We start from the raw sequence: 25584 nt of genomic DNA on the forward strand, positions 1-25584 counted from the left end.
GCCGGTGCCGCAAGACCTGACACAAAAGAACGGGGCAGTCTGGTCATCTTCCTCTTAATCCTCATCATCAGTGCTTGTTCTATCTTTCCGTTACGAAAACAAAACAAGCAAGCCATTTTATGTTGGCCAGTCTATAAAACTGACCCCGTTTTAGTCATCCAGGCGGAAACGGATAACATAGACCTTGTGCAATTCCTTTACCGGCGCGCCATTGCGTGTAGCCGGGCGGTAGCGGGCCTTGTGCACGTAATCCAATGCAGATTGCGCAAAAGCCTGCCCGCCAGAGACAGACTGCACATGGCAGTTGCTGGTCATGCCCGAAGCTTCCACATCACAAATCAATGTGACGCGACCCTCAATATTTTCTTCCTCCATTTCTGGCGGATACACCGGCTGCACATTGTTTAACGGCGCAGAACCAGCAGACGTATCTGGTGCATCTGTGGTGCCTTCACCCGCTGCTGCTGCATTGCTGGGTGCAGATGTTGCGGGCGGTGCCTTGGCCGTTTTGGTCTGCGGGGGCGTCGGGTGTTTGGGCGGCGCCTTGGCCACATGCTTGATGGGCGGCTTGGGCGGCGGTGGCACCTTGATTTTGGGTGGCGGAATATATGGTGGTGGAGGCACCGCCATAACGGGTGGCGGAGGTGGCGGTGGCGGAGGTGGTGGTGGCGGAGGTGGTGGTGGAAGCATTTCCGCTTTAATGGGCGGATGCATAATGGGTACATTTGCCGTTGTGCCCATGCCGTACATCAGCCCCAGCACGCCTATCATATGCAGCGCAACAACCACAAACAGGGCAATAACACTGACAACAGCCCCTACTCGGAACGTATATTTCACCGATCCCGGCTGTTGCTCGTAGTCATTCATACTTGCACGTCCTCCTTTATCACCCTGCATCTCAACAGATGCTGTCGTCCTACCCTTGATACACAGGGCGTTACCGGAGCCTGTTTACCTTGGTATGCCAACAGCTGATTGCTGGTTTGCCATACAGGTAACCTTTCCCGACTTCCGATTGGGCAATTAGAGAGGACATCTGTCAAGAATGATCTGAAGATTTCACATTTTCTTTCATTCAGATAAACCGTTCTGATAATGGAATAATTTGGCTTTGAAGCAGAGTTTTCCCGGCGTGTTAGAACGCTTTGCCTACTCTTGTTCTCATTTTTCGCCCAACAAAAAAACAGGCCCATAATGGGCCTGTTTTCCTGATTTTTTATTGCTGATAGGAAATAACTGTCTACTGCGCAGAAGCACTGGCCTCTGATCGCGTTGCCCCTACCCGCATGGCAAGAGCCGCCGCCATAAAGGCATCCAGCTCACCATCCAGCACGGCATCCGGGTTGCCGGTTTCCACCCCTGTGCGCAAATCCTTTACCATCTGGTAAGGTGCAAGCACATAAGAACGGATCTGATGCCCCCAGCCGATATCTGTTTTGGCGGCCTCTTGCGCTGCGGCTTCGGCCTCCCGCTTCTGCAACTCAGCCTCATACAACCGCGCACGCAGCATCTGCATGGCCGTTGCACGGTTGCGATGCTGGGAACGGTCTGTCTGACAGGCCACAACAATGCCTGTGGGCACATGCGTAATGCGGATAGCGGAATCTGTTTTATTAACGTGCTGCCCACCTGCGCCTGAGGCCCGAAAGGTATCCACTTTCAGGTCTGCATCATTGATCTCGATTTCAATCGAATCATCAATAACGGGGTACACCCACACAGATGCAAAGGAAGTCTGGCGGCGTGCGGCGGCATCAAAAGGAGAGATACGCACAAGCCGATGCACGCCTGCTTCTGTTTTCAGCCAACCATAGGCATTGGGGCCGGAAACCAGAATGGTAGCGGATTTCAGCCCTGCCTGTTCCCCTTCCGAGCTTTCTATCAGTGTGACCTTATAGCCATGCGCTTCTGCCCAGCGGGTGTACATGCGCAGCAGCATTTCTGTCCAATCCTGCGCTTCTGTGCCACCTGCACCGGCATTTACTTCCAGATAACAGTCATTGCTGTCTGCTTCACCAGAAAGCAGACTTTCTGTTTCACGCCGTTTGGCTTCTTCCGCCAGATCACGCAACGTGGCCATACCCTCGGCCACCAAATCGTCATCCCCTTCGGCTTCTGCCAGTTCAATCAGCTCACTGGTGTCACGCACATTGGCTTCAAGCGCTTCCACCCCTTCAATCTGGTTGGCCAGAAGGGTGCGCTCACGCATCATTTTCTGCGCGGCGTCAGAATCATTCCACAGATCGGGATCTTCTGCCCGATTGTTCAGTTCAGCGAGTCTTTCCTGGGCGACATCCCAGTTAAAGATGCCTCCTCAGCAGTGCCACTGACTGCTTGATCTGGTCATTAAGGGCTTCAGTCTCGGCAGACATCAGGCCGATTCTCCATATTTTTCTATCGTGTCAAAAAAAGACAGCGCGGTGCTGGCCCCTCAATAAAGGCCACCCATGCCTATGTCACCCCCAGCAGGCGCAGATGGCGCAGCAGAACGCGAAGAACTCCCATTGCCTGAAGATGAATGTTCTCCAGATTGCCCGCTACCAGAGCCTTCAGCCGCCATATCGCTTTCAGAATCAGGCATGTTTTCAGCACCCGTATCTGCTGCTGTGAGTTCCTGCGGATTTACGTTGCTGGAGAGGTTTTCACTCACACCCGGCACCTGCCCTTCCTTAAAGGCATCTATTGCCACGCCTCTGCCCGTATCATACTGCACCAACGTAATGCCAGCGGGGGGCACAAAATCCTGCCGTGGATATCCATCCAGAGCCGTTTTCATCACCTTGTTCCACAAGGGGCCTGCAATAGCACCACCCGTTTCGTTCTTGCCCAAGGACTGCGGGGTATCAAACCCGATCCACACAACGGTGACGATATCTGGAGTATATCCGGCAAACCATGCATCATTAAAGTTCTGGCTGGTTCCGGTTTTGCCTGCAATGGGCACATCTATGCCCGTTCCAGCCCGCACACCCGTGCCGCGCCGGATAACATCCTGCAACATGGTGGTAATCTGGAACGCACTTTGGGCAGATGCGACCTGTTGCCGGCTATCATGCAAGGCAGGCAGATCATTCTGCCCCGGCATAACAATAGGCTGCTCAACGAGTGCTGGGGCAGGCGCGGGTTTTCCGGCCTCAGCAGATTTCTGATCCGATGGCGCATCTGGGAATACCGCATCTACTGCGGGTTGATCTGCCGCTTGTGTGCCGTGGGTGGCTTGCGCAGAAGCTGTGGTTAATGCCAGCCCCTCCGGTCGCCAGATGACGTGTCCTTCACGGTCCTGCACATCATCCACCAGTGTTGGTGTGACCTTACGCCCACCGGCCGCGAGCGATGCATAGGCTCCGGCTTCCTTCAGCACCGTGGTTTCCACCGCACCCAATGCTGCGGGCAATACGTGTGGCATGGAATCTACCAGCCCAAGGTTGGTGGCCATATCTGCCACAGTCTTCATACCCAGATGTGCTGCCAGACGAATGGTGACCAGATTGCGCGATTCACGCAAAGCATCATGCAGGGTGGTCGGGCCCCAGAAATCCTTTTCATAATTGTTAGGATGCCATTCTCCGTAAGAAACGGGAGAATCATCAAACTTCTGGGAAGGGGAAATCCCCTGCTCCATGGCATCCAGATAGACAAATGGTTTGAAGGAAGACCCCGGCTGACGCAGCGCCTGTGTTGCGCGATCAAACTGCGAAGCCTGAAAGGACCATCCACCCACAAGCGCCAAAACACGGCCCGTACGCGCGTTCATGGTAACAATGGCACCTTCCACCATAGGCACCTGCATAAGAGCAACATGCCCACCTTCTGCCTGTGGCTGCACCATCACTACATCACCGGCACGCAATGGTCTGAATCGTCGCGCCCATGCCATATCCTTGGCCTGCACCATACCCGTGCGCGGCTCACCCCCACTTTGGGAGCCATTGTTCCGCCGCACCACGCTGCCTTCAAGCCAACCCACCTGCCCCTTTGCATCCAGCACAACAGCCAGACGCCATTGGTCCAACATACCGGCAGGCACGGGCACACCTTGCAAAGCCTGCACCCATTCTGCCGTGGCGGAAGATGATCCTACATCGGAAAGATGATGCACCGGGCCACGCCAGCCCCGATGTGCACGGTCATACGCCATCAGGCCCTGACGCAGAATATCCTGTGCATTGCGCTGGAGCGGCAGATCCAGACTGGTATGCACATCCAGCCCACCCTGCATGGTAACATCCTGCCCATAGCGCTCCATCAACTCACGGCGCACTTCTTCCGCAAACCACTCGGCACCGGGTGCCGGGCCGGGCCGCGTAAAGCTGCGGGTGGTCAGTGGCTGGGCTTCTGCCACGCGGGCGGCATCATGCGTAATGGCGCCAATATCGGCCATACGCTCCAACACCCAGTTTCTGCGCCCTCTGGCCGCATCGGGAAAACGGACAGGGTTATAATTTGTGGGAGATTTTGGCAGCGCCGCCAAAAACGCGGCTTCCGCATCATCCAGTTGATCCAGCGGCTTGTTGAAATAGGTCTGAGACGCCGCAGCAATACCATATGCACCGCTGCCCAGATAAATTTCATTCAGATAGATTTCGAGAATTTTGTCTTTGGGTAGAACCTGCTCCACCCGCATGGCCAAAAAGGCTTCCTTGGCCTTACGCCTAAAGGACACGGCATTGCTGCCCAGCAGCATAATACGCGCCACCTGCTGCGTGATAGTAGAAGCCCCAATAGGTCGCTTGCCTTTACCTCGCGTGAGATCCGTAAGCCCTGCGCGCGCAATGGCAACGGGGTCCACACCTTTATGGGTCCAGAACTTTTGGTCTTCCGCCGCCACAAAGGCATTTTTTACCTTATCTGGCACAGCGCTGATGGGCACAAAAATGCGCCGCTCATTCGCCAGTTCGGCAATAAGCTGATCATCACCAGCATAAAGGCGGCTCATCACTGGCGGCTGGTAGGAGCGCAGGCCCTCTACCGTTGGCAGATCAGCCACAATCCCTTCGTACTGGGACCACAGCAGAACTACGGCCCCGGTCGTGCCAACCAATGCCAGCGCAGCCGTAGCCCCCAGCACTTTCCGCCACTGCCGAAAACGCGGACGGCGCAAATCGGGCCTACGGTTTTGCGGAGGCCTGCCCTGAGAATGGCTGGAAGATGAACCCTGATCACCAGAAGACGGAGCGCTTGTCATACAGGCCCTTTACCATTCCCACACATAATCGTCTGCCCTGTTTGCGCATTGTAATAAAAATCATGGCCGAATTCCGACCACGGGCCCAAACAGTGGTTAGCCCAGCATTTCACCCAGAAGGCGGGCTGTATAATCCACAACAGGCACAATACGCCCATAATTAATGCGGGTAGGACCAATAACACCAATGGCCCCTACAATCCGGTTGGCCTCGTTCCGCGCTGGCGCCATAACAACAGACATCCCGGTCGCGCCAAACAGTCCACTTTCCGCACCAATAAAGATACGCACCCCTTCAGAGTTTTCTACCAACTCCAACAGGCGCAACATGGTTTCCTGCGCTTCCAGCCGGTCAAACAGTGTTTGAATGGCCAGTAGCCTGTCCTGCCCATCAACATCAGCCAACAAACGGGACTGCCCACGCACAATTAATGTGCCCCCCAGCCCATCACCACCGCCATCCCAAATGGCGAGGCCACTTTCTACAACCTCTGCTGTCAGACCATTCAGAATACTGCGGTCTTCCGTCATTTCAGAACTGACGCGCGTGCGCAGATCTGGCAGCGAAGCCCCCATGGCGCGTGCATTCAGATAGTTTGCGGCCTCCACCAAGGCAGAAGGCGGCATACCCGGCGGGGTTTCAATAACGCGGTTTTCAACATGCCCATCCGCCCCCACCAGAATAACCAGCGCGCGATTGCTGCCTAATGCCACAAACTCAATGTGCTTGATGCCCCCATCCCCTTTGGGGGCCACCACCAACCCGGCCGCATCGGACATTCCCGCCAAAAGTGACGAAGCCTCTGTAAGCGTATCTTGCAAGGAACGCCCCTTGGCCTCCAGAGATTGACCGATTACCCGCTGGTCTTCTTCCGAGAGCGCGCCAAACTGCAACAGGCCATCTACAAACAGCCGCAGCCCTTTTTCTGTAGGCAGCCGCCCAGCAGATGTATGGGGTGAAAACAGCAACCCGGCTTCTGTAAGAGACGCCATGATATTGCGTATTGTGGCCGGAGAAAGCGGCAGCCCAAGCCTGTGAGACACCGTGCGCGAGCCAACAGGCTCACCACTCGCAACATATTCTTCCACCACTTCACGCAAAATAGCCGCAGACCGCGCATTCAACCCCGGAGGCAGAGCAGCTTTTACTGGCAGCAGGCCACGCTTCATGACACAAGGGCTCCTTCGCATATCCATAAATTCCGGATAGCCTTTATATACCCCATTCGTGCAGTTTTACTGCCGATAAAAGCGCACCATATGCGCCAGTTGTCTTATTTTACCAAGGAGCTTTCCATGCGCCCTTCAGGCCGCCAGCCAGACCAGATGCGCTCTATTACCATTCAAACCGGTTTTGCCCGCCATGCAGAAGGCTCTGCCCTTATTCGTGTTGGTGGTACGGAAGTACTGTGCACCGCCAGCGTTGAAAACCGCGTACCTCCTTTTTTGCGTGGCAAAGGTACAGGCTGGGTGACGGCTGAATATGGCATGCTACCCCGCGCCACCCATACACGTGGCAACCGCGAAGCCGCCAAGGGCAAACAGTCTGGCCGCACACAGGAAATCCAGCGCCTTATTGGCCGCTCACTGCGCGCAGTAACAGACCTGGACGCTCTGGGTGAAATGAGCATTACGCTGGATTGTGATGTGCTGAACGCCGATGGTGGCACGCGCTGTGCTTCCATTACAGGTGCATGGGTGGCGCTACGTCTGGCCCTTGGCAAACTGGTGGCCACCAACGTATTGCCACGGCTGCCGCTGCGTGGACAGGTTGCTGCAGTTTCCTGCGGGCTGACAACTGAAGGCGCTGTGCTGGATCTGGATTATGTGGAAGATAGCTCTGCTTCTGCCGACACCAACTTTGTGCTGACAGCAGACCGTCGCATTGTGGAAATTCAGGGCACAGCCGAAAGCGCACCATTTACGGAAGATGCGTTTGACAACCTGTTTGCACTGGCCCGCAAGGGTGTGACCGAACTGTTTGAAGCTCAGGTAGCGGCCGTGGAAGCCGCGGAAAAACAGCGCGCATGACCCCCATAAAACTGGAACGTGGCAGCACACTTGTGCTTGCCACACACAATGCTGGCAAGCTGGCAGAATTTGCCAAGCTGCTGGCTGATTTTGGCATCAAGGTTATTTCTGCCGGGGAGCTGAACCTGCCAGAACCAGAAGAAACTGCCACCACTTTTGCTGGCAATGCCGCTATTAAGGCATTGGCGGCTGCCAAAGCCGCCAACCTGCCTGCACTGGCTGATGATTCCGGGCTGTGTGTTGCGGCGCTAGATGGCGCGCCGGGTATTTATTCCGCCCGCTGGGCTGGCCCGAATAAAGACTTTGCCAGTGCAATGGCCCGCATTGAAGACGGCATTGGGCAAGGCAAACGCAACGCATGGTTTATGTGTGTACTTTGTCTGGCTCTGCCGGACGGTCGCACAGAAAGCTTTGAAGGCCGCATAGATGGGCAGATTGTCTGGCCCCCTCGTGGCACACAAGGCCACGGATATGATCCAATTTTTGCCCCCGAAGGCGAAACTCGCACATTTGCGGAGATGGCCGATGCAGAAAAAAATGCCATCAGCCACCGCGCCCGCGCCTTTGAAGCCTTTAAAAACGCGTGCCTGAGCTAATAAACGCTTAAACTAGCCACCTGCCAGTTCTGCGGAGCTGACAGGCGGCCCCTGAATGGGAAAGCGAATCAGCAAGTAAGGTGGTTGGCGTTCATCCTTACCATCATGAAAGCCCGCAAGCCGATTCCATTGCCCCAATGTGCAGTACACATGCGTTTGCGTACAAAAAATGCCATCTGGGGAAAGAACCCGTGGGTCATGCACCATCAGGTCCATGGAACCATCCATATTACGGCGGAAAATGGCATCATGCTCAAAATTGGTGGTGTAAATGCGCCCCTGTGCATCTGTTGCCAGACCATCCGCCACACCTTTTTCCCCTTCATCCTTTACTGCGGCTGCCAAAGCATTTTCTGACACAGACATGTCGGACAACAAAGCCGTAGGCAGGCTATACAGACGGCGGCTGGTAAGCGGCGCATAAAAGACACGGCTGGAATCCGGGCTTAAAGTAATGCCATCTACGCCGCCAGTTACAAATCTGGGTTTTTGCGTGGGGTCATATTTAAGCGGCACGCCTTCCACCACAGCCATAAAACCTGCTTCTGCCTGTGTGGAAAGATGTTTTTCCAACACCCGCCGTTGCTGGCCTGTGGCAACATCCACCACCACCAAAGCCGGGCTATGGCCGAAGGAACTATCGGTCACATACACGGTTCCTTCTGCGCCGTGCGTAAGATCCACCCGCAAATCATTCATGTGGCTATCGGGCAGCAATACCGGCGATTTGAGAATAATGGAGCGCACCAGCTTATTGGTGGCAGGGTCAAAACAGACAATTTTTGCAGCACCCGGTTGCAAAGGCTGACCTGCCAGTTTGCCATCATCAATTGCCCAGATAAGACCGCGCGTGTCCTGCGTCATCCCGTGGATGGACATAAGACGTTCTGCTGGAGGGGTATCTGATGGCATACTCAACGCAGTCCTGGGCCACGGAACAAGATGGCCGTTCACCAGCTCTGCCAACGTGGCCCCTTTATGATTAATGGCATGCCGCGGAAAGCCTACAAAAATGCGGCCATTCTCCGTAACAACAATGCCTGATGGCCCCGGCCCATAAAACTCCGCCACAATCTCGAATGATCCGGCAGATTCATAACCCTGATCTCCATGTACCCCGGTTTGCACAATGGCACCCGGCATGGCCCGCACAGATTTGGCAAGTATCAGCCCTACCCCCGCACCCCCGGCCACAAGCAGATGCCGACGTGCAAGTTTTGGGCTGGTTGTAGAACTGAGGGGTTTCTGATTCAGCGTTATGTTCCTGCGCACCATACTGTTGTGTCTCCAGTTCTTTGATGAATCTGAAACACAGTGTGGCACAGATTGGCAGATATCCGGGTGATTTCTGCCCAGACCTCTCATCACAACACGGCACAGCACAAAAAAATGGCGCCGGAAACCGACGCCATTTTCTTAACTTTAAAACGCATTGTTCAAAAAACATAAAGGAGCAGTCAGGCCGCCCCTTTATGACTGAACAATTAGTCTTCGCCGTCTGTGTTACGACGACGGATAGCTGCACCCAGGATATCACCCAGGGAAGCGCCGCTATCAGCAGAGCCGTATTCGTTGATGGCCTGCTTGTCTTCTTCCACTTCACGACCCTTAATGGTCAGGGCCAGCTTGCGGGCTGCACGATCAACAGAGATGATCTTCGCATCCACGCGTTCGCCAACAGCAAAGCGTTCCGGACGCTGTTCTGCCTTGTCACGGGCCAGCTCAGCGCGGCGGATAAAGCCGGTCAGAACGTCATCAACCTTCACTTCGATACCGTTCGTCTGAACAGCGGTCACGGTGCAGGTTACGATGGAGCCCTTCTGAACACTGGCAAGCGCATCGGCTGCCGGATCTTCCTGAAGCTGTTTGATGCCCAGAGAGATACGTTCTTTTTCCACATCCACGTCCAGAACCTTGGCTTTGACAACCTGGCCCTTTTCGTAGTGCTTCATGGCTTCTTCGCCCGGTTCGTCCCAAGACAGGTCGGACATGTGAACCATGCCGTCGATGTCTGCAGACAGACCGATGAACAGGCCGAACTCGGTGATGTTGCGGATTTCGCCTTCTACGGTGGAGCCAACTTTGTGCTCTTCCGCGAACTGCTCCCACGGGTTGCGCTGAACCTGCTTGAGGCCCAGAGAAATGCGGCGCTTGGCGCTATCCACATCCAGAACCATCACGTCCACTTCCTGAGAAGTTGCGACGATCTTGCCCGGATGGACGTTCTTTTTCGTCCAGGACATTTCAGACACGTGCACCAGGCCTTCAACGCCCGGTTCCAGCTCAACAAATGCGCCGTAATCGGTGATGTTGGTCACGCGGCCCGTGAAGCGGGCACCCGGCGGGTACTTCAGGGCAACATTTTCCCATGGATCAGCTTCAAGCTGCTTCATGCCAAGGGAGATACGCTGCGTTTCCGGGTTGAAGCGGATAACCTGCACGCGCACCGGCTGGCCGATCTGCAGAGCTTCGGACGGATGGTTGATGCGCTTCCAAGCAATGTCGGTCACATGCAGCAGGCCATCAACACCGCCCAGATCAACGAACGCGCCGTAATCGGTGATGTTCTTGACCACGCCATCCAGAATCATGCCTTCCGTCAGGCCCTGGATCAGTTCGCTGCGCTGTTCAGCACGCGTTTCTTCCAGAACGGCACGGCGGGACACAACGATGTTGCCACGAGCGCGATCCATTTTCAGAATCTGGAACGGCTGGGGCACACCCATCAGCGGGCTGACATCACGCACGGGGCGGATATCTACCTGGCTGCCGGGCAGGAACGCCATGGCGCCACCCAGATCAACCGTGAAGCCACCCTTCACACGGCCATAAATGGTGCCGTTGACGCGGTGATTGGCTTCGAAAGCCTTTTCCAGGCTTGTCCAAGCTTCTTCACGACGTGCCTTTTCACGGGAAAGCACAATGCTGCCATCGCGATCTTCATACCGTTCAACATACAGTTCAACGATATCGCCGGGCTTAACTTCCGGCTTTACACCCTGAGGTGCAAATTCACGCAGAGCAACGCGGCCTTCGCTTTTCAGGCCGACATCAACAATGGCGTAATCATCGGTCAGACGAACAACGCGGCCACGAACAACGGAGCCATCAAAGCCCGTATCCCGGCCAAGGGTTTCGTCCAGAAGGGTTGCAAAATCTTCACCGCGGAAATGGTCCGCAGTCTGGGTTGTGGCTGAAGCCATGTGTAACTGTTAACCTTGGGCCCGCCTGCAAGGGGCAGACAAGCTATTCCTGCGCCCCGCATCCTGCGGCACGACTTACTTGACATGTCTAGAGGGGCCATCCCCTGTAGCCTTTTTGCCAAGCCTCAAATCAAAATAAAAACAAACCTGCTGGTACGCAGTGTTTGATCATGCACAGACACCGTGCACAGGCCGCTTGTCAATACAAACCACCTGTGCACTGCCTGAAAATCGCCAGAAAACAGTATAACGTGTCCGCTCTAACACAGAAGTGCAGAATTTTTATTCTGTGATTCCAGCGAGTCGTTCCCGCACAATCTGCAAGGCTTTCGTCAAAACGGCATCTGCTTCCAGATCATCTGTTTCAATCACATATGCGTCATCTGCCACGCGCATGGGCGCAGAACTCCGCTGGGCATCTGCATTATCCCGCTCTCGCAGGGCATTTTCCAGCTCTGCAATACGGGCGGGGGCATCAGGAGCACTCTGGTTTCCGCCCAATTGCAAAAAGCGCCGTAAGGCCCGTGTGGCGGGCGATGCCGTAATAAACAGTTTTACATCTGCATCGGGAAAAATGGCGGTGCCAATATCGCGCCCATCCAGCACTGCCCCTTTTGCCTGTGCAAACCGGCGCTGCGTTTCCACCAAAGCAGCGCGCACGGCTGGCTGGGCGGCAACCTTGCTGGCGGCTTGTGCAACCTCTGGTGTGCGTAAGTCTGTCCGTTGCAAATCTGTCGGCTGTAAGCGGATGGCAAATTCCTGCGCCGGAGCGGCCGGGTCCTGCCCTGCATCCAATGCCAGACGCCCAACCGCACGATATAGCAATCCTGTATCCAGATACGGCAGATGCAAAGCCTCCGCCAACCTGCGCGCCAAAGTGCCCTTACCTGCTGCGGCAGGGCCATCCACTGCAATAACTGGGCCGCCTCGTGTCATGCTACAAACCCCGCGCCAATGCTGTTCATCAAATCCAGATACTGCGGAAAGCTGGTTTCAATAAAAGAGGTATCATCAATTTCTACGGGTTTTTCAGCCACCAGCCCCATCACAGAGGCACTCATGGCCAAGCGATGGTCCATGTGAGTTTCCACCTTGCCGCCACCGGGAATGTGGCCTGCTGTGCCATACACCACCATATCATTCCCTTCCACCGCGGTGCGGACTCCATTGTTTTCCAGCAACGCGATGGTTGCGGCCAGCCGATCACTCTCCTTCACCCGCAGTTCCTCAACCCCACAAAAGCGGGAAACGCCGGATGCATAGGCCGCAGCAACAGCCAGCACCGGGTATTCATCAATCATGGAAGGTGCACGTTCTGGCGGCACTTCCACGCCCTTCAGGGCAGATGCACGCACACGCAAATCCCCTACTGGTTCTCCACCTTCTGTGCGGGCATTCAGAATTTCAAGCTGCGCCCCCATTTCCTGCAATGTGGTAAACAGCCCAGTACGCAGCGGATTAAGCCCAACCCCAAAAATGGTAATGTCAGACCCAGCCACCAACAGTGCTGCAACCAACGGAAAAGCTGCGGAGGAAGGATCTCCCGGCACCACAACATCGCGCGCCACAAGGTTGGGCCGCCCCTGTAAGCGAATAATCCGACCACCATCTGGTGCTTTTTCCACCGAAACATCTGCCCCAAAATGGCGCAGCATATTTTCCGTATGGTCACGCGTGGCCACAGGTTCTTCCACCCGCGTTTCTCCCACCGCATTCAGCCCCGCCAGCAATACAGCAGATTTAACCTGCGCAGATGCCACAGGTAGGCGGTAATCAAGCGGTTTGGGGTCTGCCAGACCACGAATGGCCATAGGTAAACGCCCACCCTCACGCGCAAGGAATGTGGCGCCCGTGCCCGCCAGTGGGTCCATCACCCGTTTCATGGGCCTGCGGCGGAGGCTAGCATCACCCGTCATCACAGATGTCATGCCATGGCTGGCCAAAATGCCAGATAATAGACGGGCGGCTGTGCCTGAATTACCCATATCCAGCACGTTATCCGGCTCTTTAAGTTGGCCTACACCTGGCCCGCTTACACGCCACTGGCCCGGCCCTTCCTGCACGGCATCCGCCCCCAATGCCCGCATGGCGGCTGCGGTGCACAACACATCCTCACCTTCCAACAGGCCGGAAATATGTGTGGTTCCTTTGGCGAGGGATGCAAACATGAGGGCACGATGGCTGATAGACTTATCTCCCGGCACCCGAATGGAGCCGGAAAGAGGTGCTTGAGCGCGAGAAACCCGTAATGGGCGGTGTGAAGGTGTGGTCTGCTGTGTCATACCTTGTTCATTCCGGCGTGTGAGGCGGCAAGTCAATCCGCCAGAAACCATAAAAACTGCTTTCTGCTGCCAGAAAATGCATTTGTTCTGCAAGTCGGGTTTGACAGGACACAAGACACAATGGCATTTGGCGTCGCCTTATAGTCTGGTTCGATTCCACTCGCGTTGCGCGAAGGTGTCGTCCTTCTTTTCCGGGGCATCTGTGCCCCTCAATCTGACTGCTCAGGATCGACAGGTAGCAAGATGTCTCAGCCCGATCTCGGCACCAAACGCGTCTGCGTCTCCTGCGGTGCCCATTTTTATGATCTCAACCGCACCCCAGCCGTGTGCCCCAAATGTGGTACGGAACAGCCCCCTCTGGTGCCCCGTTTGCGCCGGAATTCCGATACTCTGTCCAACACTCCGGCCACTGCGGCCCCGGCCAAGAAACCCAGTGAAGACGACATTGATCTGGATACAGATGCCGATACAGATGATGATGACGTGCTGGAAGATACCGCCGATCTGGATGACGACGATGATGATGACATCAGCTCCGATATTGATGTCAGCACGGATTCGGACGAACACGATTCCTGATCTGCTGCCATAAACACGGCAAAGAAAAAGCCCGCCAAAAAGCGGGCTTTTTTTATGGAAACTTCATTAAAATTTATGCTGGGGTTGAACGTCTTTCTATTTCCACCCCTACTGCTTCAATTTCTTCAAAAACATCCAGCTTTTCAATGCGAACCCGCACAACCTTTACGCGGTCATCCGCCAGCACACCTGCAGCAATACGTTCTGCCAGCGTTTCCACCAGCCTGACATGCCCCTCCGCCACAATCTGACGTACAAGCACCACAACCTGCTCGTAAGAGACTGTGCGGCTGAGATCATCCGCCCCCACTTCCAGATCCGTGCGGTCATCCACACCGAATGAAACAGACACGCGAATACGCTGCGAGACCCCCTGTTCATGCGGAAAGACACCAATATTGGCATCCAGAATCATGTTGCGGATAAACAGGCGGCGCAAAGGCGGCTGATCCGCCCATGGAGCAAAAACAGCCATTTTCTATTCTTCCAATACGGCTCCGGCAGGCAACGCCGGAGACCATTGCAAATGCTGCCCACCATCCAGCGCCAACATCTGCCCTGTTACGGAGGGTAAAGCCAGCAGAGCCAAAGCCGCGCGTGCAACCTCTTCTGGCGATGTACCATGCCCCAAAGGCACAGAAGCACATTGCCGGGCAAACTGCTCTTCTGTCTGCCTTACACTAGGCAATGCTGGCCCCGGACCAATAGCGTTTACCCGTATGCCTTTAGAAGCAAGCGCCAACGCCATTGTCTGCGTTAACGTCCATAAAGCGCTTTTAGACACGGTATAGCTGACAAAATGCGGAGTGAGAGACCACACACGCTCATCCAGCATATTCAGCACCATGCCCTGTGCTGTTTCTGGCAGCGCTTTGGCAAAATGCTGCATTAGCACAAAGGGTGCGCGCAAATTGGGTTTAAGATGCGCCATCCAGCTTTCGCGCGTGACATTATACCACTCATCCCGCTCGAACGTGGAGGCATTGTTCACCAAAACGCCTAACGGCCCACCCAAGGCAGCCGCAGCCTGTTCTACCAGAGGCTCTACCCCTTCCTCCCGCGCCAGATCAGCCTGTAACAGGCAACTTTTCTGCCCACACGCGTTAATGGCGGCGGCTGTTTCCTGCGCATCTTCCTGCCCAGAGCGATAGTGAATTGCCACATCAAACCCAGCCTGCGCCAACCCCAAGGCAATAGCACGCCCAAGCCTTGCACCCGCACCCGTGACCAACGCACGACGGGGAATGGCCGCCGAAATGGGAAAACCATTCAATGGCATCGTATCAGCCTCCTTTATCGTCATGCTGGGCGCCGGGCACCCAGTGCTGCGGCCAGAGTACCATCATCCAGCACATCCAGCGCCCCACCCATGGGCACACCTTGCGCAACACGGCTGACAGTTACACCACCGTAAGGCGCAAGCTGATCCATCAGCCAGTGCATGGTGGTGGCACCTTCCACCGTGGCCCCCAGTGCCAAAATAATTTCGCGCACCGTGCCTTTGTTCAGCTTTTCAAACAGCGGGGCCACATCCAGATCTTCCGGCCCAATTCCCGCCAATGGAGAGAGTGTGCCACCCAGAACCTGATACACACCACGATGCACGCCCGCACGCTCCAGCGCCCACAGATCACCCACTGTTTCCACAACACAGATCAAACCCTGATCTCGCAAAGGATCAGAACAGATATGGCATGGATCTATTGTATCCAGATTGCCGCAGGATGAGCAGGTTTTTATGGCATTGCCCGCCCGCTCCATTGCGTGCGCCAAAGGGGCAAGCCGGGTTTGCGGCTCCTTGAGCAAATACAATGCAACCCTGCGCGCAGAGCGCGGGCCAAACCCCGGCAACCGGCCCAAAAGCCGGATAAGCTGCTCTATTTCCTGCCCACCCATACCGGACAATGCTGTTATCCGTTCCGCTGTATCAGAATGGCAACTTCATGCCCGGTGGCAGGTTCAGGCCACCAGTCACCTTCTGCATTTCTTCGGCTGCTTTTTCATCCAGCTTTTTGCGGGCATCTGCACAGGCAGCCACAATCAGATCCTGCAGCATTTCCATTTCTTCCGGATCAGCCAGCTTGGGGTCAATCTTGATGGAACGCATGTCCCCTTTACCGCTCAGCACAACCTGCACCATGCCTGCGCCGGCTGAACCTTCAATGTTCATGGCTTCCAGCGTGCTTTGCATTGCTTCCATCTTGGACTGCATCTGCGTAGCCTGCTTCATCAATGAGGCAAGATTTTTCATCAACTATCCCTTTATTTTCACACTGCCCTGTTGCTGGCAGCCTGTTGCTATATGTCACACCGCACAGCCTGAGGGGCGTGCATTACCTGCTCACCGGCTTCAGTCTGGAGACATGCCCGGATCATAGGGCCGTTCATCCTCATCCAGAAACTCTGCATCCAGTGGCGCAAAAAGCAGTTCGGGGGCGGGTTCTTCTGGCGGCAGGCCGTAATCATCCAAACCATGATCACGCACTTCACCCAGTTCTGCATCCGGGAAAAACTTGAGAATGGCCTTCACCAATGGGTGAGCTTCAGCCTCCTTGCGCCGAAACTGAATAATCTCAGCTCCCTGCGCATCTAACGTAGGCTCGCCTTCTTCCTCCGAAAGCTCGACCCGCCAACGCATATCCGTAGCGCGGTCCAGCACTTTGCGGAGCTCCTGCGCGGCCCCAGAAGGCACATGCTGCTCAAACCGCAGGACAATATGCCCTGGCGCAAAGGAAACCAGATGTGCCGCATGCCGAAGCTGCCCATGCAAAATGGCTTCTTTCTGATCTTTCACCAAAGCCACGGCTTCTCGCCACGTGCGTGGAGTGGGTAGAGCTTGAGATTCAGCAGATGGCGTGGGAGCTGGAGCAGCCATTGGTGCCGCAGCAGAAACACTTTGCCCGCCACTCACCATACGCAATGGCGGTGGCTGATGTCCTGCAGGAGTGGATGGAGCTTGTACGGCAGAAGTTGCCCCGGCAGAGGGCACTCCAGAACTCGCGCCCGCACTTGCTCGCCCTGCCGAGCTTTCCCCTCCTGAAAGACGCTTTATTAAATCTTCTGGAGAAGGAAGATCCGCCACGTAACACAGGCGAATCAGCACCATATCTGCAGCGGCACGCCTGTCTGATGCAGCTTCTACTTCCTGCATCCCTTTTACGAGCATCTGCCACGCACGCATGAGCACGGGCACAGTAAAAGTATCCGCCATATGCGTGCCGCGTACACGCTCTGCTTCTGGCATATCAGCCGAATCGCGCAGGCCTGGCACGGCCCTCAAACGCGAAACGGTATGCACCAGCTCCAACATATCTCCCAACACAAGGCCAGGATCTGCACCGCGTGCGTAGGCAGCATCCAACAATGCCAAAGCCTGATCTGGCTTGCCCGTGAGCACAGCCTCCAACAGATCGAACACAACTTCCCGATCCGCCAGACCCAGCATGTCACTGATAACAGCTGCGCCGATTACGCCATCTGCATCAGTTTGACCGGTACCCTGCGCAATGGCCTGATCAAGCAGGGAAAGGCCATCACGCACCGAACCATCCGCCGCCCGCGCCACCAACGCCAGTGCATCTGGCGACAGGCGTACATGTTCCTTATCTGCAATGCGTGAAAACAACCCCGCCAGCTCAGATTGCGGAACACGGCGCAAATCAAACCGCTGGCAGCGTGAAAGCACCGTAACAGGCACCTTCCGCAATTCTGTAGTAGCAAAAATAAACGTAACCTGCGCTGGTGGTTCTTCCAGCGTTTTCAGCAACGCATTGAAGGCATTGCGTGAAAGCATATGCACTTCGTCAATAATAAAAACCTTCATGCGCCCCTGCATGGGGCGGAAGCGCGTGGCCTCTATAATCTCGCGCACATCATCCACACCTGTGCGGGAGGCAGCATCCATTTCCAGCACATCCGGGTGCCGATCATTCAGAATAGCCACACAGTTGGCACACACACCGCATGGATCTGCCGTTGGGCCGCCTTTGCCATCTGGCCCAATGCAGTTAAGGGCGCGCGCAATAATCCGGGCCGTAGTGGTTTTACCCACCCCGCGCACACCTGTAAGCATAAACGCATGCGCCACCCGCCCCAGCGCAAACGCATTACGCAGCGTGCGCACCATGGCTTCCTGACCAATCAGATCATCAAATGTGGTTGGACGATATTTACGGGCCAGCACCCGATAGGGTGATGCTGCCTGATCCTGCTGCGTTGCGGGAAGCTGTTCTGGTGCCTGTTGGGCGGGCTCATCACCAAACAGACCGGGACCTTCCATTTCAGGATTGGGGAGTCCCTCATCCTGAGGAAGCTGCGCGTCTGTTTTGTCGCTCATGCCTTGCCCGAAGAAAAAGTTCACGCCTTGTTTTATATGCGAAACACGTGCCGCATTGGCGGAAAATAACGGGTGGAAAGCCGAACAATGACCCGGACGAAACTTACCATGGCTGCTTCCTTCCGGATCTGACCGGGTTGGCAAGGTATCCGTCCACTGCCGACTTTCCATTTTCTTTATAACACTACAAGCGGGCACATGCCAACCCTGAGTTCTATAAGCCAAGGTGTGTTGCTTTACCTTCTGATCATGAACAGGCTAAAAACAGAGCACCCTTGCGTATATCCTTGTGTATGAAGAGAGTTCTGCGCGTGTTTTTCTTCCGCCTTTCTGCTCCGCCTTTACGGCCATTTGCTCTGGCTTCCCTCTTTTTTATAGGCACTCTTGCGGTCTCGGCCACTGTGCGGGCGGACGATGATCCACCGTCGCGCACAAATGTACCCAATGTGCAGCTTCAGAAAGAGCTGGCCGTACTTCATTTCAAGCCGGAAGCCGCAAGCCAGGCCTGTATTGATGCGCTAAAAGAGCTGCACAAAACGCAAGACATGCTTAAAGCAGAGGAAGAGCGATCCCATGATCAGGATCTGGCCATTGCGGAAGATGTGCTGGAATCTGATTTTGAAAATGCCATAGAAATGTGTGCTCCAGATGTACAGCGCTTGTGCGAAGCCCCTAACCCCTCAGCTGATCTGGCACATACTTGCGAAAAAATTGATAGCCTGCCTGATTCCGCAAACTGATTTTTTCTAAAACCAGGAAAGGTCTGGCCGCGCATGCATAATCGCCGCCCTTGGCATGCTGTTTCCTGCCCGGCTGGATCTTACGGTTGGCTGCCATTTATTGCCGTTGCAATATTGTTTTTCATAATCGGTTTTGTAACCTGGTTAAATGGCCCGCTTATTTCTTTTATGAAAATTGCATTTTCTCTTGATGATATCAGTGCTTTTCTGGTTCCGTTTATTTTTTATCTTTCCTATTTTTTATTCGCTATTCCCGCCAGCAAAATTATAACCCGGAAGGGGCTCCGACAAAGCCTGATATATGCCCTAAGTATTATGATAATGGGCATGCTTGTTACGGCCCAGTTTATAAAATCTCTTTCATACCCAGGCGCACTTTTTGGATTCTTAATTCTGGGTAGCGGTCTTGCGCTTCTTCAGGTTGCCGTAAATCCATATGTTAGTTTTTTGGGTCCGGCTAACCGCGCCGCACAGCGTATTGCCACTATGGGGATTTGCAACAAAATTGGAGGCATTCTCGCACCCGTTACATTAGCAAGCCTTGCCATACCACATGTTGAAAAATTGGAATTTACAAATAACTTACAGAACTCTTTAGCCTTACAACAAAAATTCACTTCTGCAATTTACTGGCCATATGTCGGAATGGCTGCACTTTTGGCGCTTGCAATTTTATATATAAGATTATCAAATCTTCCTGATATAAAATTATCAGATACAAAAAAGAGCATAACAGAGCCATACGCTGCCACACAATTACCCTCAGCCGTATGGCTGGGTGTTATGGCAATGTTTCTTTATGTCGGCATAGAAGTTCTCGCTGGGGATGCAATAGGAACATACGCTTCCGGGTTTCAGATCCCAGTCAGAATATCCAGCCTTTTTACTTCAGCCACTCTTGTTTGCATGCTTTGTGGATATCTGCTGGGCCTTGTGTGTGTACCTCGCGTTTTTTCTCAAGAACGTGCATTGATGTTATCTTGCATTATTGGATTTGGCCTTAGTATTTTAGCCTATATAACACACGGTTACGTATCCGTTGCATGTATTGCACTCCTTGGATTTGCAAATGCCATGATATTTCCGTCCCTTTTTCCAACAGTTTTAAAAAATGCGCCCAACAATGCTTCTTTTGTGTCGGCACTTCTGGTTATGGCATATTGTGGAGGAGGAATTTTACCACAGTGTTTTGTGTGGTTAAAAACCATTATAGGTTTTCAAGCAGCATTTTCTGCGTTGTCCTGCCTCTCCTATATTGGCATTTCCATGTATATTTTGCGTTTTTCACAACACACTCGATAACATCAACCGCTGATGGCTGACTGATATGACCGAAATTTCAGGAAATCTCATACTCCCACATACAATCATGAGTGGGAGCATGGATTTTGACATGTCAATCCAGACTATCACTCCAACCCAAAAAGAAACGGACCGTTATATTTTACCGGGTTTTATTGACGGGCATATTCATGGAGGTGATGGTGCAGATACAATGGATGGTGTAAAAGCCATTCATACTCTTAGCCAGTTTCATGCGCGGCATGGCACAACAACGCTTCTGCCCACAACAATTACCAACCCCTGGCCAGATGTTATGAACGCATTGCGCGCCATTGCCGAGGTAACGGGGCAACAAATTCCAAATGGTCCCATTATACATGGCGCTCATCTGGAAGGGCCTTTTGTCAGCCCTCATAAACTTGGTGCACAGCCTCCATTTTATATCTCCCCAACACCAGACAAGGTTTCAGAAGTACTCTCTACCAACTGCGTACGCATTGTTACACTGGCACCGGAACTTCCACATGCGCAAACAGCCATGGAAAGTTTTGCAAAAGCAGGGGTGCGCGTCAGCCTTGGTCATACCGTAGCAAGTTACGAACAGGCCAATCAGGCCATTTGCCACATCTGCAAATCTGGCGGGGTTGCAGGGGGCACGCATCTTTTTAACGCCATGCCACCTATTGAAAGCAGAAGACCCGGACCCGTAACGGCCCTGATGTGCAGTGATGCCTATGCTGAAATGATTTTTGATACATACCATATTCACCCGGCAACATTTCGGCTTGCTCAACGGATCATGCCTGAGCGGCTGGTATTTGTAACCGATGCCATGCGTGCTGCCGGTTTGCCAGATGGCCCCAGCCAACTGGGAGGGCAGGACGTTATTGTAGAAAATGGTACAGCACGCCTGCCAAATGGCAGTCTTGCAGGAAGTGTGCTGACACTGGATGCCGCTTTACGCAACGCCGTTGCGGTTGGCATACCGTTACATGAGGCTGTAGCGCTTTTAACCCGAAACCCGGCAAACTATCTAGGCCTGCATGACCGGGGCACACTTGCTTTAGGTAAACGTGCTGATTTTGTTGTAATGGATTCTTGTCTATTTGTGCAAGAAGTATGGGTAGGCGGCAAACGCATTCACTAATACAGGGCGGGAAGAAAATTCTTTTCCTTCCCGCCTACACAAACAGATTTACTCTGCAAGTTGCAGAACGCTTTCTACGCCTTTGCGCGTACCAAGCACTGCAGCTTTTTCCTTTACCGTCAGTTTATGCTCAACTTCAGAAACTGTGTGAGATTCAGAAAGTTTTACCAAACCAACCAGTTGATCTGCATTGATCGGATCTCCCGCTTTGCGTTCTGGTGGCAACATGGCCATATGCGCCTGTGCCAAACCAATATCTGCCCGCAAAGCACGCAGAGCATCTTCTGGAAGGTCGGGCGCTTCATCACTTTCGCGGTCCTGCTCAACCTTTTTAAGAACATCGGGCATATTTGTTTCTTCTGGCACCAGAAGTAAACCGGCCTTCCGAAAATCCAGCCCAACATTACGGCTGCTGGTAAACGCCACCAAAGGAATGGAAAAAACCAGCCCCAGCAAAACAGGGGTCATCCAGAAGAAAAGAGAAGGTGAAACAACCCACGCCCCAGCGCCCAACAACAAGCCAAAAATGGTAAAACGCCCATACTGGCGCACAATATCCATAAATGGCACGCCACCATCATCTCGCCGCTGTGCGTTCCAGCCAGAATCATGACCAGTAAGAATGGAAAAGACACCAAGAGTTTGAATCAGCATGGCAATGGGCGCAATCAATCCGCCAATCAGTGTTTCCACCAATATGGAGGCTGCCGCACGTATGGCACCACCGCAACCTTTGCAGTTTTCCCTATCCAGAAGCAAAGCAATATAGGCAAGAAGTTTTGGTGCCAGCAGCACAATCATGGTGCCGATAAACACATATTTAGCCTGCACCGGATCAACATGCGGCCAGTGCGGATAAAGAAGTTTTGTTTCTCCAAAATATTCAGGCCGCTCAAAATGCGCCTGAAGAGAAATTAAAATGCCTGTCAGCAAAAACACCAACCACAAGGGAGATGTTACATAAGCGCCTATGCCAACAACCATGTGCATACGGCTGACCCAATGCAGACCTTTGGTTGGCAGAACCTTGACGTGCTGAAGATTGCCCTGGCACCAACGCCGGTCACGAATGGCAACATCAGTTAAAGAAGGCGGGCTTTCCTCATAAGAACCATCCAGCGCTGGCACCATATGGATGGCCCAGCCGCCACGGCGCATCAAAGCGGCCTCTACAAAGTCATGGCTTAAAATATGCCCACCAAAAGGCGGCTTACCGGGCACATGGGGCATGCCTGCCTGCTCTGCAAAAGCACGCGTGCGGATAATGGCATTATGTCCCCAGTAATTGCCCTCCGATCCATGCCACCATGCAATACCATATGCAATAACTGGCCCGTACACACGGCCTGCAAACTGCTGCAAACGCGCAAAAAGTGTTGTGCCACCGGTAATAACTGGAAGTGTCTGTATAAGTCCTACGCCGGGGTTGCGCTCCATTGCAGCCGCCATGCGCACCAATGTTGCGCCAGACATAACGGAATCTGCATCCAGTGTCACCATATGGTCGTACGCCCCACCAAAACGGCGTACCCATTCCCCCAAATTACCAGCCTTACGTTCAACATTGTTATGGCGGCGGCGGTAAAAAATATGGTCATATCCACCAGTTTCTTCACGCAGCGCCAGAAATGCAGCTTCTTCTTCCACCCATACATCCGGGTTTGTGGTGTCTGACAGAATGAAGAAATCGAAGGCGGGCAGTTCTCCTGTTTCCTGTAAACTTGTATAAATAGCTTTCAGCCCCGCCATAACGCGGCGGGGTGGCTCATTATATGTGGGCAATAAAACTGCGTTGCGTCGCATGAGTTGAGGCAAGGGGCCAGACCTGCTGATGCCCAGCCCAAGGCCGCCATGCGCAACCAAAGAACAAAACCCGGCAACAGAAGATGTAAATGCCAGAGCAATCCACATAAACAGGGCAATAAACAGCAGCAGCATCATCACACCCAAGGTGGAAACGCCTGCTTCGTCCATCACCTTATGTGTGCGCCATGCGCCATAAGCCGTCAGCAACAACGCTGAACCAATAACGGCCAGCCGTCGCAACACAATGTTGCGTGGAGACGTTATGGGTGTACGCCCACGCCCCCCCATATTGGGTGCAGCATGAAAATCCTGCACCGGCATATCCAAAGGGGATTCTGAAGGGAGAGCACGAAACATTTCTGTAGAATCCGGCATGTTTACGGTGTCCATCGGTACAGCCACTCTTCAGAAACTGGCCCGGTATCCGTTTCCAGAACACAGCTTAGATCTGCCACCTTGGCATCACCTGGCACGAACTCAAACGTTGTACGCCACCCATTGATTTCTGGATTAGGTTCAACAACAACATTGCGAATTGTACCCGCAGAAGCCTGAGGCGAGACATGGAAGTGTGTATCTTTGGGCAAATGCTCAAACGGCGCACCTTCAAAATCTATGGCAAAGAAACGCGCAGTTTTATCATCCACCACTGCCCCCACGCGTGTGGCACCAATCCGCGCCAATGGTGTGGGAAAAGGTACATCCCATCCCCAGTACATACGGTATGTAAAGCTGTATTCCTTACCAGCCTGTAAGGTCTCCTTTGGCCGCCAGAAAGCGACAATATTATCATTCACCTCATTGGGGGTCGGGATTTCAACCAGATCTACCCAACCTGAACCCCAATCTCCAATGGGCTCAATCCACAAGGAAGGGCGTTTTTCATAATGCAAGGACAGATCTTCATAATCATGAAAAGAACGCCGACGCTGCATCAACCCGAAACCACGCGGCGAGGTATCGGAAAATGTTGAAAACTGAAGATCCAGTGGATTACGCAAAGGGCGATAAAGCTGCTGATCTGCGCCTGTCCACATTTGCAGGGCTTCGCTATCATGCGCAGCGGGGCGCCAATCATCAATATGGTTGCGGTCATTCCCGTCAAAATAGAACATGCCTGTCAGCGGAGCGATGCCAGACTGTTCAATCTTGGTGCGTGGAAAAAGCGTGGACTGGACATCAAATACCGTGCTTTCACCCGGACGGATAGTGAAACGGAAAGCCCCAGTTAAGGAAGGACTATCCAGCAAAGCATGCACCACCACAGACTGTACACCTGGCTGCGGTTTTTCCAGCCAGAATGCACGGAAAAGCGCAAACTCCTCCCCTTTCGGATCCCCCGTGCCATCGGCAAACCCGCGCGCAGAAAGCCCATAAATCTGGCCCTTTCCTACAGCGCGAAAATACGATGCACCCAGAAAAACACAGAACTCTTCCATTACGCCGGGCGTGTTAATGGGGGCCCGTATGCGCAGGCCTGCAAAACCCAGATTATCTTCAACCCGCAGCGAAGAATCTGCATAAGTAAACAGATCAGGAGAATAAGGAACAGCGGCGGCCTGCCCATTCTGTACTTCGTAAATTTCAATCCGCGGCCTGTATAAAAAACCACGTGGATAAAACTCCACATCAAAACCCAGATTATCGCCGCTCCACAATGCCCGGTTCGGGCGATAAGCAATGCTACGGAACTGATCGAAATTCAGGTTTGACAGCACCTTTGGCAAAGTCTGATCTGGCGCCTTGTAGGCGCTATTGGCCAAACGGCGGGCAATCTGCGCAACCGTGTTATCATCAAATGCGCCTGTAGCACTTGCCAGCCCTTGGGCATGTGCGCGCCCAACGGCACCCCCTACCAGCGAAGCCAGGGTAACACCTGCCCCTGCCTTGATTACATCACGTCGCTGCACATTTGCTGACACATCTGTCTCCCGATTTTAACTAATTCTTATGGGATGGTTTTTTCATAACTCTGAATCTGGCCATCTCATTCTGATGCGGTTTTTTGTGGGCAGGCCGACAATAAACTTTCCAGTTCTGACACATCGGCACTGGCCGCCTGTGTAGCCTTACTTTCAATCTGACGGTACAAGGCAACAACAGTTTTGCCTGTGGGCGTCAAAAAAGCTCCACCGCCACCACCGGGCCGGGTGATTACCAGAGGTTCCTTAAAAAGCTGGTTCAAATTATCCACCAACAACCATGTCCGGCGATAAGACATGCCCATGGCGCGCCCTGCTGCTGAAATGGAACCTGTTTCTTCCAACTTTTCCAGAAGATGTATTTTGCCATGCCCCAATGCAGGTTTACCATCTGCATCCAGTCGCAATGTCAATCTTACCCGTGCCGTCATGCCTACCCACTTTTCCAGTTATCCGCCTTTGAGTTGAAT

General features: G+C 53.7%; 22 protein-coding genes and 1 other RNA gene. 6 read left to right on the top strand and 17 right to left on the bottom strand.

Annotated elements, in window-relative coordinates:
* Positions 1-150: 150 nt before the first annotated feature.
* From CSR02_RS15390 to hrcA, 4 genes are all read right to left on the bottom strand, one after another.
* Positions 151-900 (bottom strand): energy transducer TonB, encoded by a 750-nt coding sequence (locus tag CSR02_RS15390; protein WP_095045772.1) that lies wholly within the window; start codon positions 898-900, stop codon positions 151-153.
* 343 nt (positions 901-1243) lie between these two features.
* Positions 1244-2375 (bottom strand): peptide chain release factor 2 gene (prfB, locus tag CSR02_RS15395; RefSeq protein WP_099542267.1). Its coding sequence is split into 2 segments (ribosomal slippage): positions 1244-2305 and positions 2307-2375, totalling 1131 coding nucleotides; the frame shifts between segments, so codons are not numbered across the junction.
* Between the two features lie 59 nt (positions 2376-2434).
* Positions 2435-5188 (bottom strand): penicillin-binding protein 1A, encoded by a 2754-nt coding sequence (locus CSR02_RS15400; protein WP_042786346.1) that lies wholly within the window; start codon positions 5186-5188, stop codon positions 2435-2437.
* Between the two features lie 96 nt (positions 5189-5284).
* On the bottom strand, positions 5285-6385 hold the full coding sequence (gene hrcA / locus CSR02_RS15405) for a heat-inducible transcriptional repressor HrcA (protein WP_183172631.1): 1101 nt from the start codon (positions 6383-6385) through the stop codon (positions 5285-5287).
* 99 nt (positions 6386-6484) lie between these two features.
* Between hrcA and rph the strand changes: the two genes are divergently transcribed.
* Both rph and rdgB read left to right on the top strand, forming a co-directional pair.
* A complete protein-coding gene (gene rph / locus CSR02_RS15410) occupies positions 6485-7219 on the top strand; it encodes a ribonuclease PH (RefSeq protein ID WP_099542299.1) in 735 nt (244 codons plus the stop codon).
* Positions 7216-7815, top strand: a complete 600-nt coding sequence (gene rdgB, locus CSR02_RS15415; protein WP_099542268.1) for an RdgB/HAM1 family non-canonical purine NTP pyrophosphatase — start codon at positions 7216-7218, stop codon at positions 7813-7815. The genes rph and rdgB overlap by 4 nt, the downstream gene beginning before the upstream one ends.
* A gap of 12 nt (positions 7816-7827) precedes the next feature.
* Here rdgB and CSR02_RS15420 read toward each other — a convergent pair whose 3' ends face one another.
* The 4 genes from CSR02_RS15420 to aroA form a co-directional block, all read right to left on the bottom strand.
* Entirely contained in the window at positions 7828-9180 is a 1353-nt protein-coding gene (locus tag CSR02_RS15420) for an L-dopachrome tautomerase-related protein (protein WP_183172638.1), read from the bottom strand.
* 119 nt (positions 9181-9299) lie between these two features.
* The gene (gene rpsA / locus CSR02_RS15430) at positions 9300-11018 is read right to left on the bottom strand and encodes a 30S ribosomal protein S1 (RefSeq protein ID WP_042786349.1); all 1719 of its coding nucleotides are present in this window, start codon (positions 11016-11018) and stop codon (positions 9300-9302) included.
* Positions 11019-11300: 282 nt separating this feature from the next.
* The gene (cmk, locus tag CSR02_RS15435) at positions 11301-11954 is read right to left on the bottom strand and encodes a (d)CMP kinase (RefSeq protein ID WP_099542269.1); all 654 of its coding nucleotides are present in this window, start codon (positions 11952-11954) and stop codon (positions 11301-11303) included.
* The gene (gene aroA / locus CSR02_RS15440) at positions 11951-13351 is read right to left on the bottom strand and encodes a 3-phosphoshikimate 1-carboxyvinyltransferase (RefSeq protein ID WP_099542301.1); all 1401 of its coding nucleotides are present in this window, start codon (positions 13349-13351) and stop codon (positions 11951-11953) included. The genes cmk and aroA overlap by 4 nt, the downstream gene beginning before the upstream one ends.
* Before the next feature lie 192 nt (positions 13352-13543).
* On the opposite strand from aroA, the gene CSR02_RS15445 reads away from it, so the two are divergent.
* On the top strand, positions 13544-13879 hold the full coding sequence (locus CSR02_RS15445; protein WP_042786351.1) for an FYDLN acid domain-containing protein: 336 nt from the start codon (positions 13544-13546) through the stop codon (positions 13877-13879).
* Between the two features lie 73 nt (positions 13880-13952).
* Here the strand turns inward: CSR02_RS15445 and folB are convergent, their stop codons facing one another.
* The 6 genes from folB to ffs form a co-directional block, all read right to left on the bottom strand.
* Complete coding sequence (folB, locus tag CSR02_RS15450) at positions 13953-14354, bottom strand: dihydroneopterin aldolase (RefSeq protein ID WP_099542270.1); 402 nt, start codon at positions 14352-14354, stop codon at positions 13953-13955.
* 3 nt (positions 14355-14357) lie between these two features.
* Positions 14358-15158: an SDR family oxidoreductase gene (locus CSR02_RS15455; RefSeq protein ID WP_099542271.1), complete on the bottom strand. Its 801-nt coding sequence runs from the start codon at positions 15156-15158 to the stop codon at positions 14358-14360.
* 20 nt (positions 15159-15178) lie between these two features.
* Entirely contained in the window at positions 15179-15775 is a 597-nt protein-coding gene (recR, locus tag CSR02_RS15460; RefSeq protein WP_003624888.1) for a recombination mediator RecR, read from the bottom strand.
* 31 nt (positions 15776-15806) lie between these two features.
* The gene (locus CSR02_RS15465) at positions 15807-16130 is read right to left on the bottom strand and encodes a YbaB/EbfC family nucleoid-associated protein (RefSeq protein ID WP_003624890.1); all 324 of its coding nucleotides are present in this window, start codon (positions 16128-16130) and stop codon (positions 15807-15809) included.
* Between the two features lie 99 nt (positions 16131-16229).
* Entirely contained in the window at positions 16230-18215 is a 1986-nt protein-coding gene (locus CSR02_RS15470) for a DNA polymerase III subunit gamma/tau (RefSeq protein WP_099542302.1), read from the bottom strand.
* A 71-nt stretch (positions 18216-18286) separates the two neighbouring features.
* Positions 18287-18384: signal recognition particle sRNA small type (ffs, locus tag CSR02_RS15475), an RNA gene on the bottom strand.
* A 142-nt stretch (positions 18385-18526) separates the two neighbouring features.
* Between ffs and CSR02_RS15480 the strand changes: the two genes are divergently transcribed.
* The 3 genes from CSR02_RS15480 to nagA are packed head-to-tail and all read left to right on the top strand — an operon-like array spanning position 18527 to position 21386.
* Entirely contained in the window at positions 18527-18955 is a 429-nt protein-coding gene (locus tag CSR02_RS15480) for a hypothetical protein (protein ID WP_042786543.1), read from the top strand.
* 33 nt (positions 18956-18988) lie between these two features.
* A complete protein-coding gene (gene gluP, locus CSR02_RS15485; RefSeq protein ID WP_099542272.1) occupies positions 18989-20257 on the top strand; it encodes a glucose/galactose MFS transporter in 1269 nt (422 codons plus the stop codon).
* A gap of 25 nt (positions 20258-20282) precedes the next feature.
* Positions 20283-21386 carry an N-acetylglucosamine-6-phosphate deacetylase gene (gene nagA, locus CSR02_RS15490; RefSeq protein ID WP_099542273.1) on the top strand — a complete coding sequence of 368 codons (1104 nt, stop codon included), beginning with the start codon at positions 20283-20285 and terminating at the stop codon, positions 21384-21386.
* A 48-nt stretch (positions 21387-21434) separates the two neighbouring features.
* Here the strand turns inward: nagA and mdoH are convergent, their stop codons facing one another.
* From mdoH to CSR02_RS15505, 3 genes are all read right to left on the bottom strand, one after another.
* Positions 21435-23567 (bottom strand): glucans biosynthesis glucosyltransferase MdoH, encoded by a 2133-nt coding sequence (mdoH, locus tag CSR02_RS15495; RefSeq protein WP_183172632.1) that lies wholly within the window; start codon positions 23565-23567, stop codon positions 21435-21437.
* Positions 23568-23569: 2 nt separating this feature from the next.
* On the bottom strand, positions 23570-25114 hold the full coding sequence (locus CSR02_RS15500) for a glucan biosynthesis protein (RefSeq protein ID WP_099542275.1): 1545 nt from the start codon (positions 25112-25114) through the stop codon (positions 23570-23572).
* Positions 25115-25179: 65 nt separating this feature from the next.
* On the bottom strand, positions 25180-25545 hold the full coding sequence (locus CSR02_RS15505; RefSeq protein ID WP_042786357.1) for a winged helix-turn-helix domain-containing protein: 366 nt from the start codon (positions 25543-25545) through the stop codon (positions 25180-25182).
* Positions 25546-25584: the final 39 nt, after the last annotated feature.

The organism is Acetobacter pomorum (assembly GCF_002738225.1).
GTDB lineage: Bacteria > Pseudomonadota > Alphaproteobacteria > Acetobacterales > Acetobacteraceae > Acetobacter > Acetobacter pomorum.

Bases quoted from the DNA above. Each gene is read 5' to 3' on its own strand.
- CSR02_RS15390 (WP_095045772.1), bottom strand. From the start codon at position 900: ATGCAGGGTGATAAAGGAGGACGTGCAAGTATGAATGACTACGAGCAA.
- CSR02_RS15400 (WP_042786346.1), bottom strand. From the start codon at position 5,188: ATGACAAGCGCTCCGTCTTCTGGTGATCAGGGTTCATCTTCCAGCCAT.
- hrcA (WP_183172631.1), bottom strand. From the start codon at position 6,385: ATGGATATGCGAAGGAGCCCTTGTGTCATGAAGCGTGGCCTGCTGCCA.
- rph (WP_099542299.1), top strand. From the start codon at position 6,485: ATGCGCCCTTCAGGCCGCCAGCCAGACCAGATGCGCTCTATTACCATT.
- rdgB (WP_099542268.1), top strand. From the start codon at position 7,216: ATGACCCCCATAAAACTGGAACGTGGCAGCACACTTGTGCTTGCCACA.
- CSR02_RS15420 (WP_183172638.1), bottom strand. From the start codon at position 9,180: ATGAGAGGTCTGGGCAGAAATCACCCGGATATCTGCCAATCTGTGCCA.
- rpsA (WP_042786349.1), bottom strand. From the start codon at position 11,018: ATGGCTTCAGCCACAACCCAGACTGCGGACCATTTCCGCGGTGAAGAT.
- cmk (WP_099542269.1), bottom strand. From the start codon at position 11,954: ATGACACGAGGCGGCCCAGTTATTGCAGTGGATGGCCCTGCCGCAGCA.
- aroA (WP_099542301.1), bottom strand. From the start codon at position 13,351: ATGGTTTCTGGCGGATTGACTTGCCGCCTCACACGCCGGAATGAACAA.
- CSR02_RS15445 (WP_042786351.1), top strand. From the start codon at position 13,544: ATGTCTCAGCCCGATCTCGGCACCAAACGCGTCTGCGTCTCCTGCGGT.
- folB (WP_099542270.1), bottom strand. From the start codon at position 14,354: ATGGCTGTTTTTGCTCCATGGGCGGATCAGCCGCCTTTGCGCCGCCTG.
- CSR02_RS15455 (WP_099542271.1), bottom strand. From the start codon at position 15,158: ATGCCATTGAATGGTTTTCCCATTTCGGCGGCCATTCCCCGTCGTGCG.
- recR (WP_003624888.1), bottom strand. From the start codon at position 15,775: ATGGGTGGGCAGGAAATAGAGCAGCTTATCCGGCTTTTGGGCCGGTTG.
- CSR02_RS15465 (WP_003624890.1), bottom strand. From the start codon at position 16,130: ATGAAAAATCTTGCCTCATTGATGAAGCAGGCTACGCAGATGCAGTCC.
- CSR02_RS15470 (WP_099542302.1), bottom strand. From the start codon at position 18,215: ATGAGCGACAAAACAGACGCGCAGCTTCCTCAGGATGAGGGACTCCCC.
- gluP (WP_099542272.1), top strand. From the start codon at position 18,989: ATGCATAATCGCCGCCCTTGGCATGCTGTTTCCTGCCCGGCTGGATCT.
- nagA (WP_099542273.1), top strand. From the start codon at position 20,283: ATGACCGAAATTTCAGGAAATCTCATACTCCCACATACAATCATGAGT.
- mdoH (WP_183172632.1), bottom strand. From the start codon at position 23,567: ATGCCGGATTCTACAGAAATGTTTCGTGCTCTCCCTTCAGAATCCCCT.
- CSR02_RS15505 (WP_042786357.1), bottom strand. From the start codon at position 25,545: ATGACGGCACGGGTAAGATTGACATTGCGACTGGATGCAGATGGTAAA.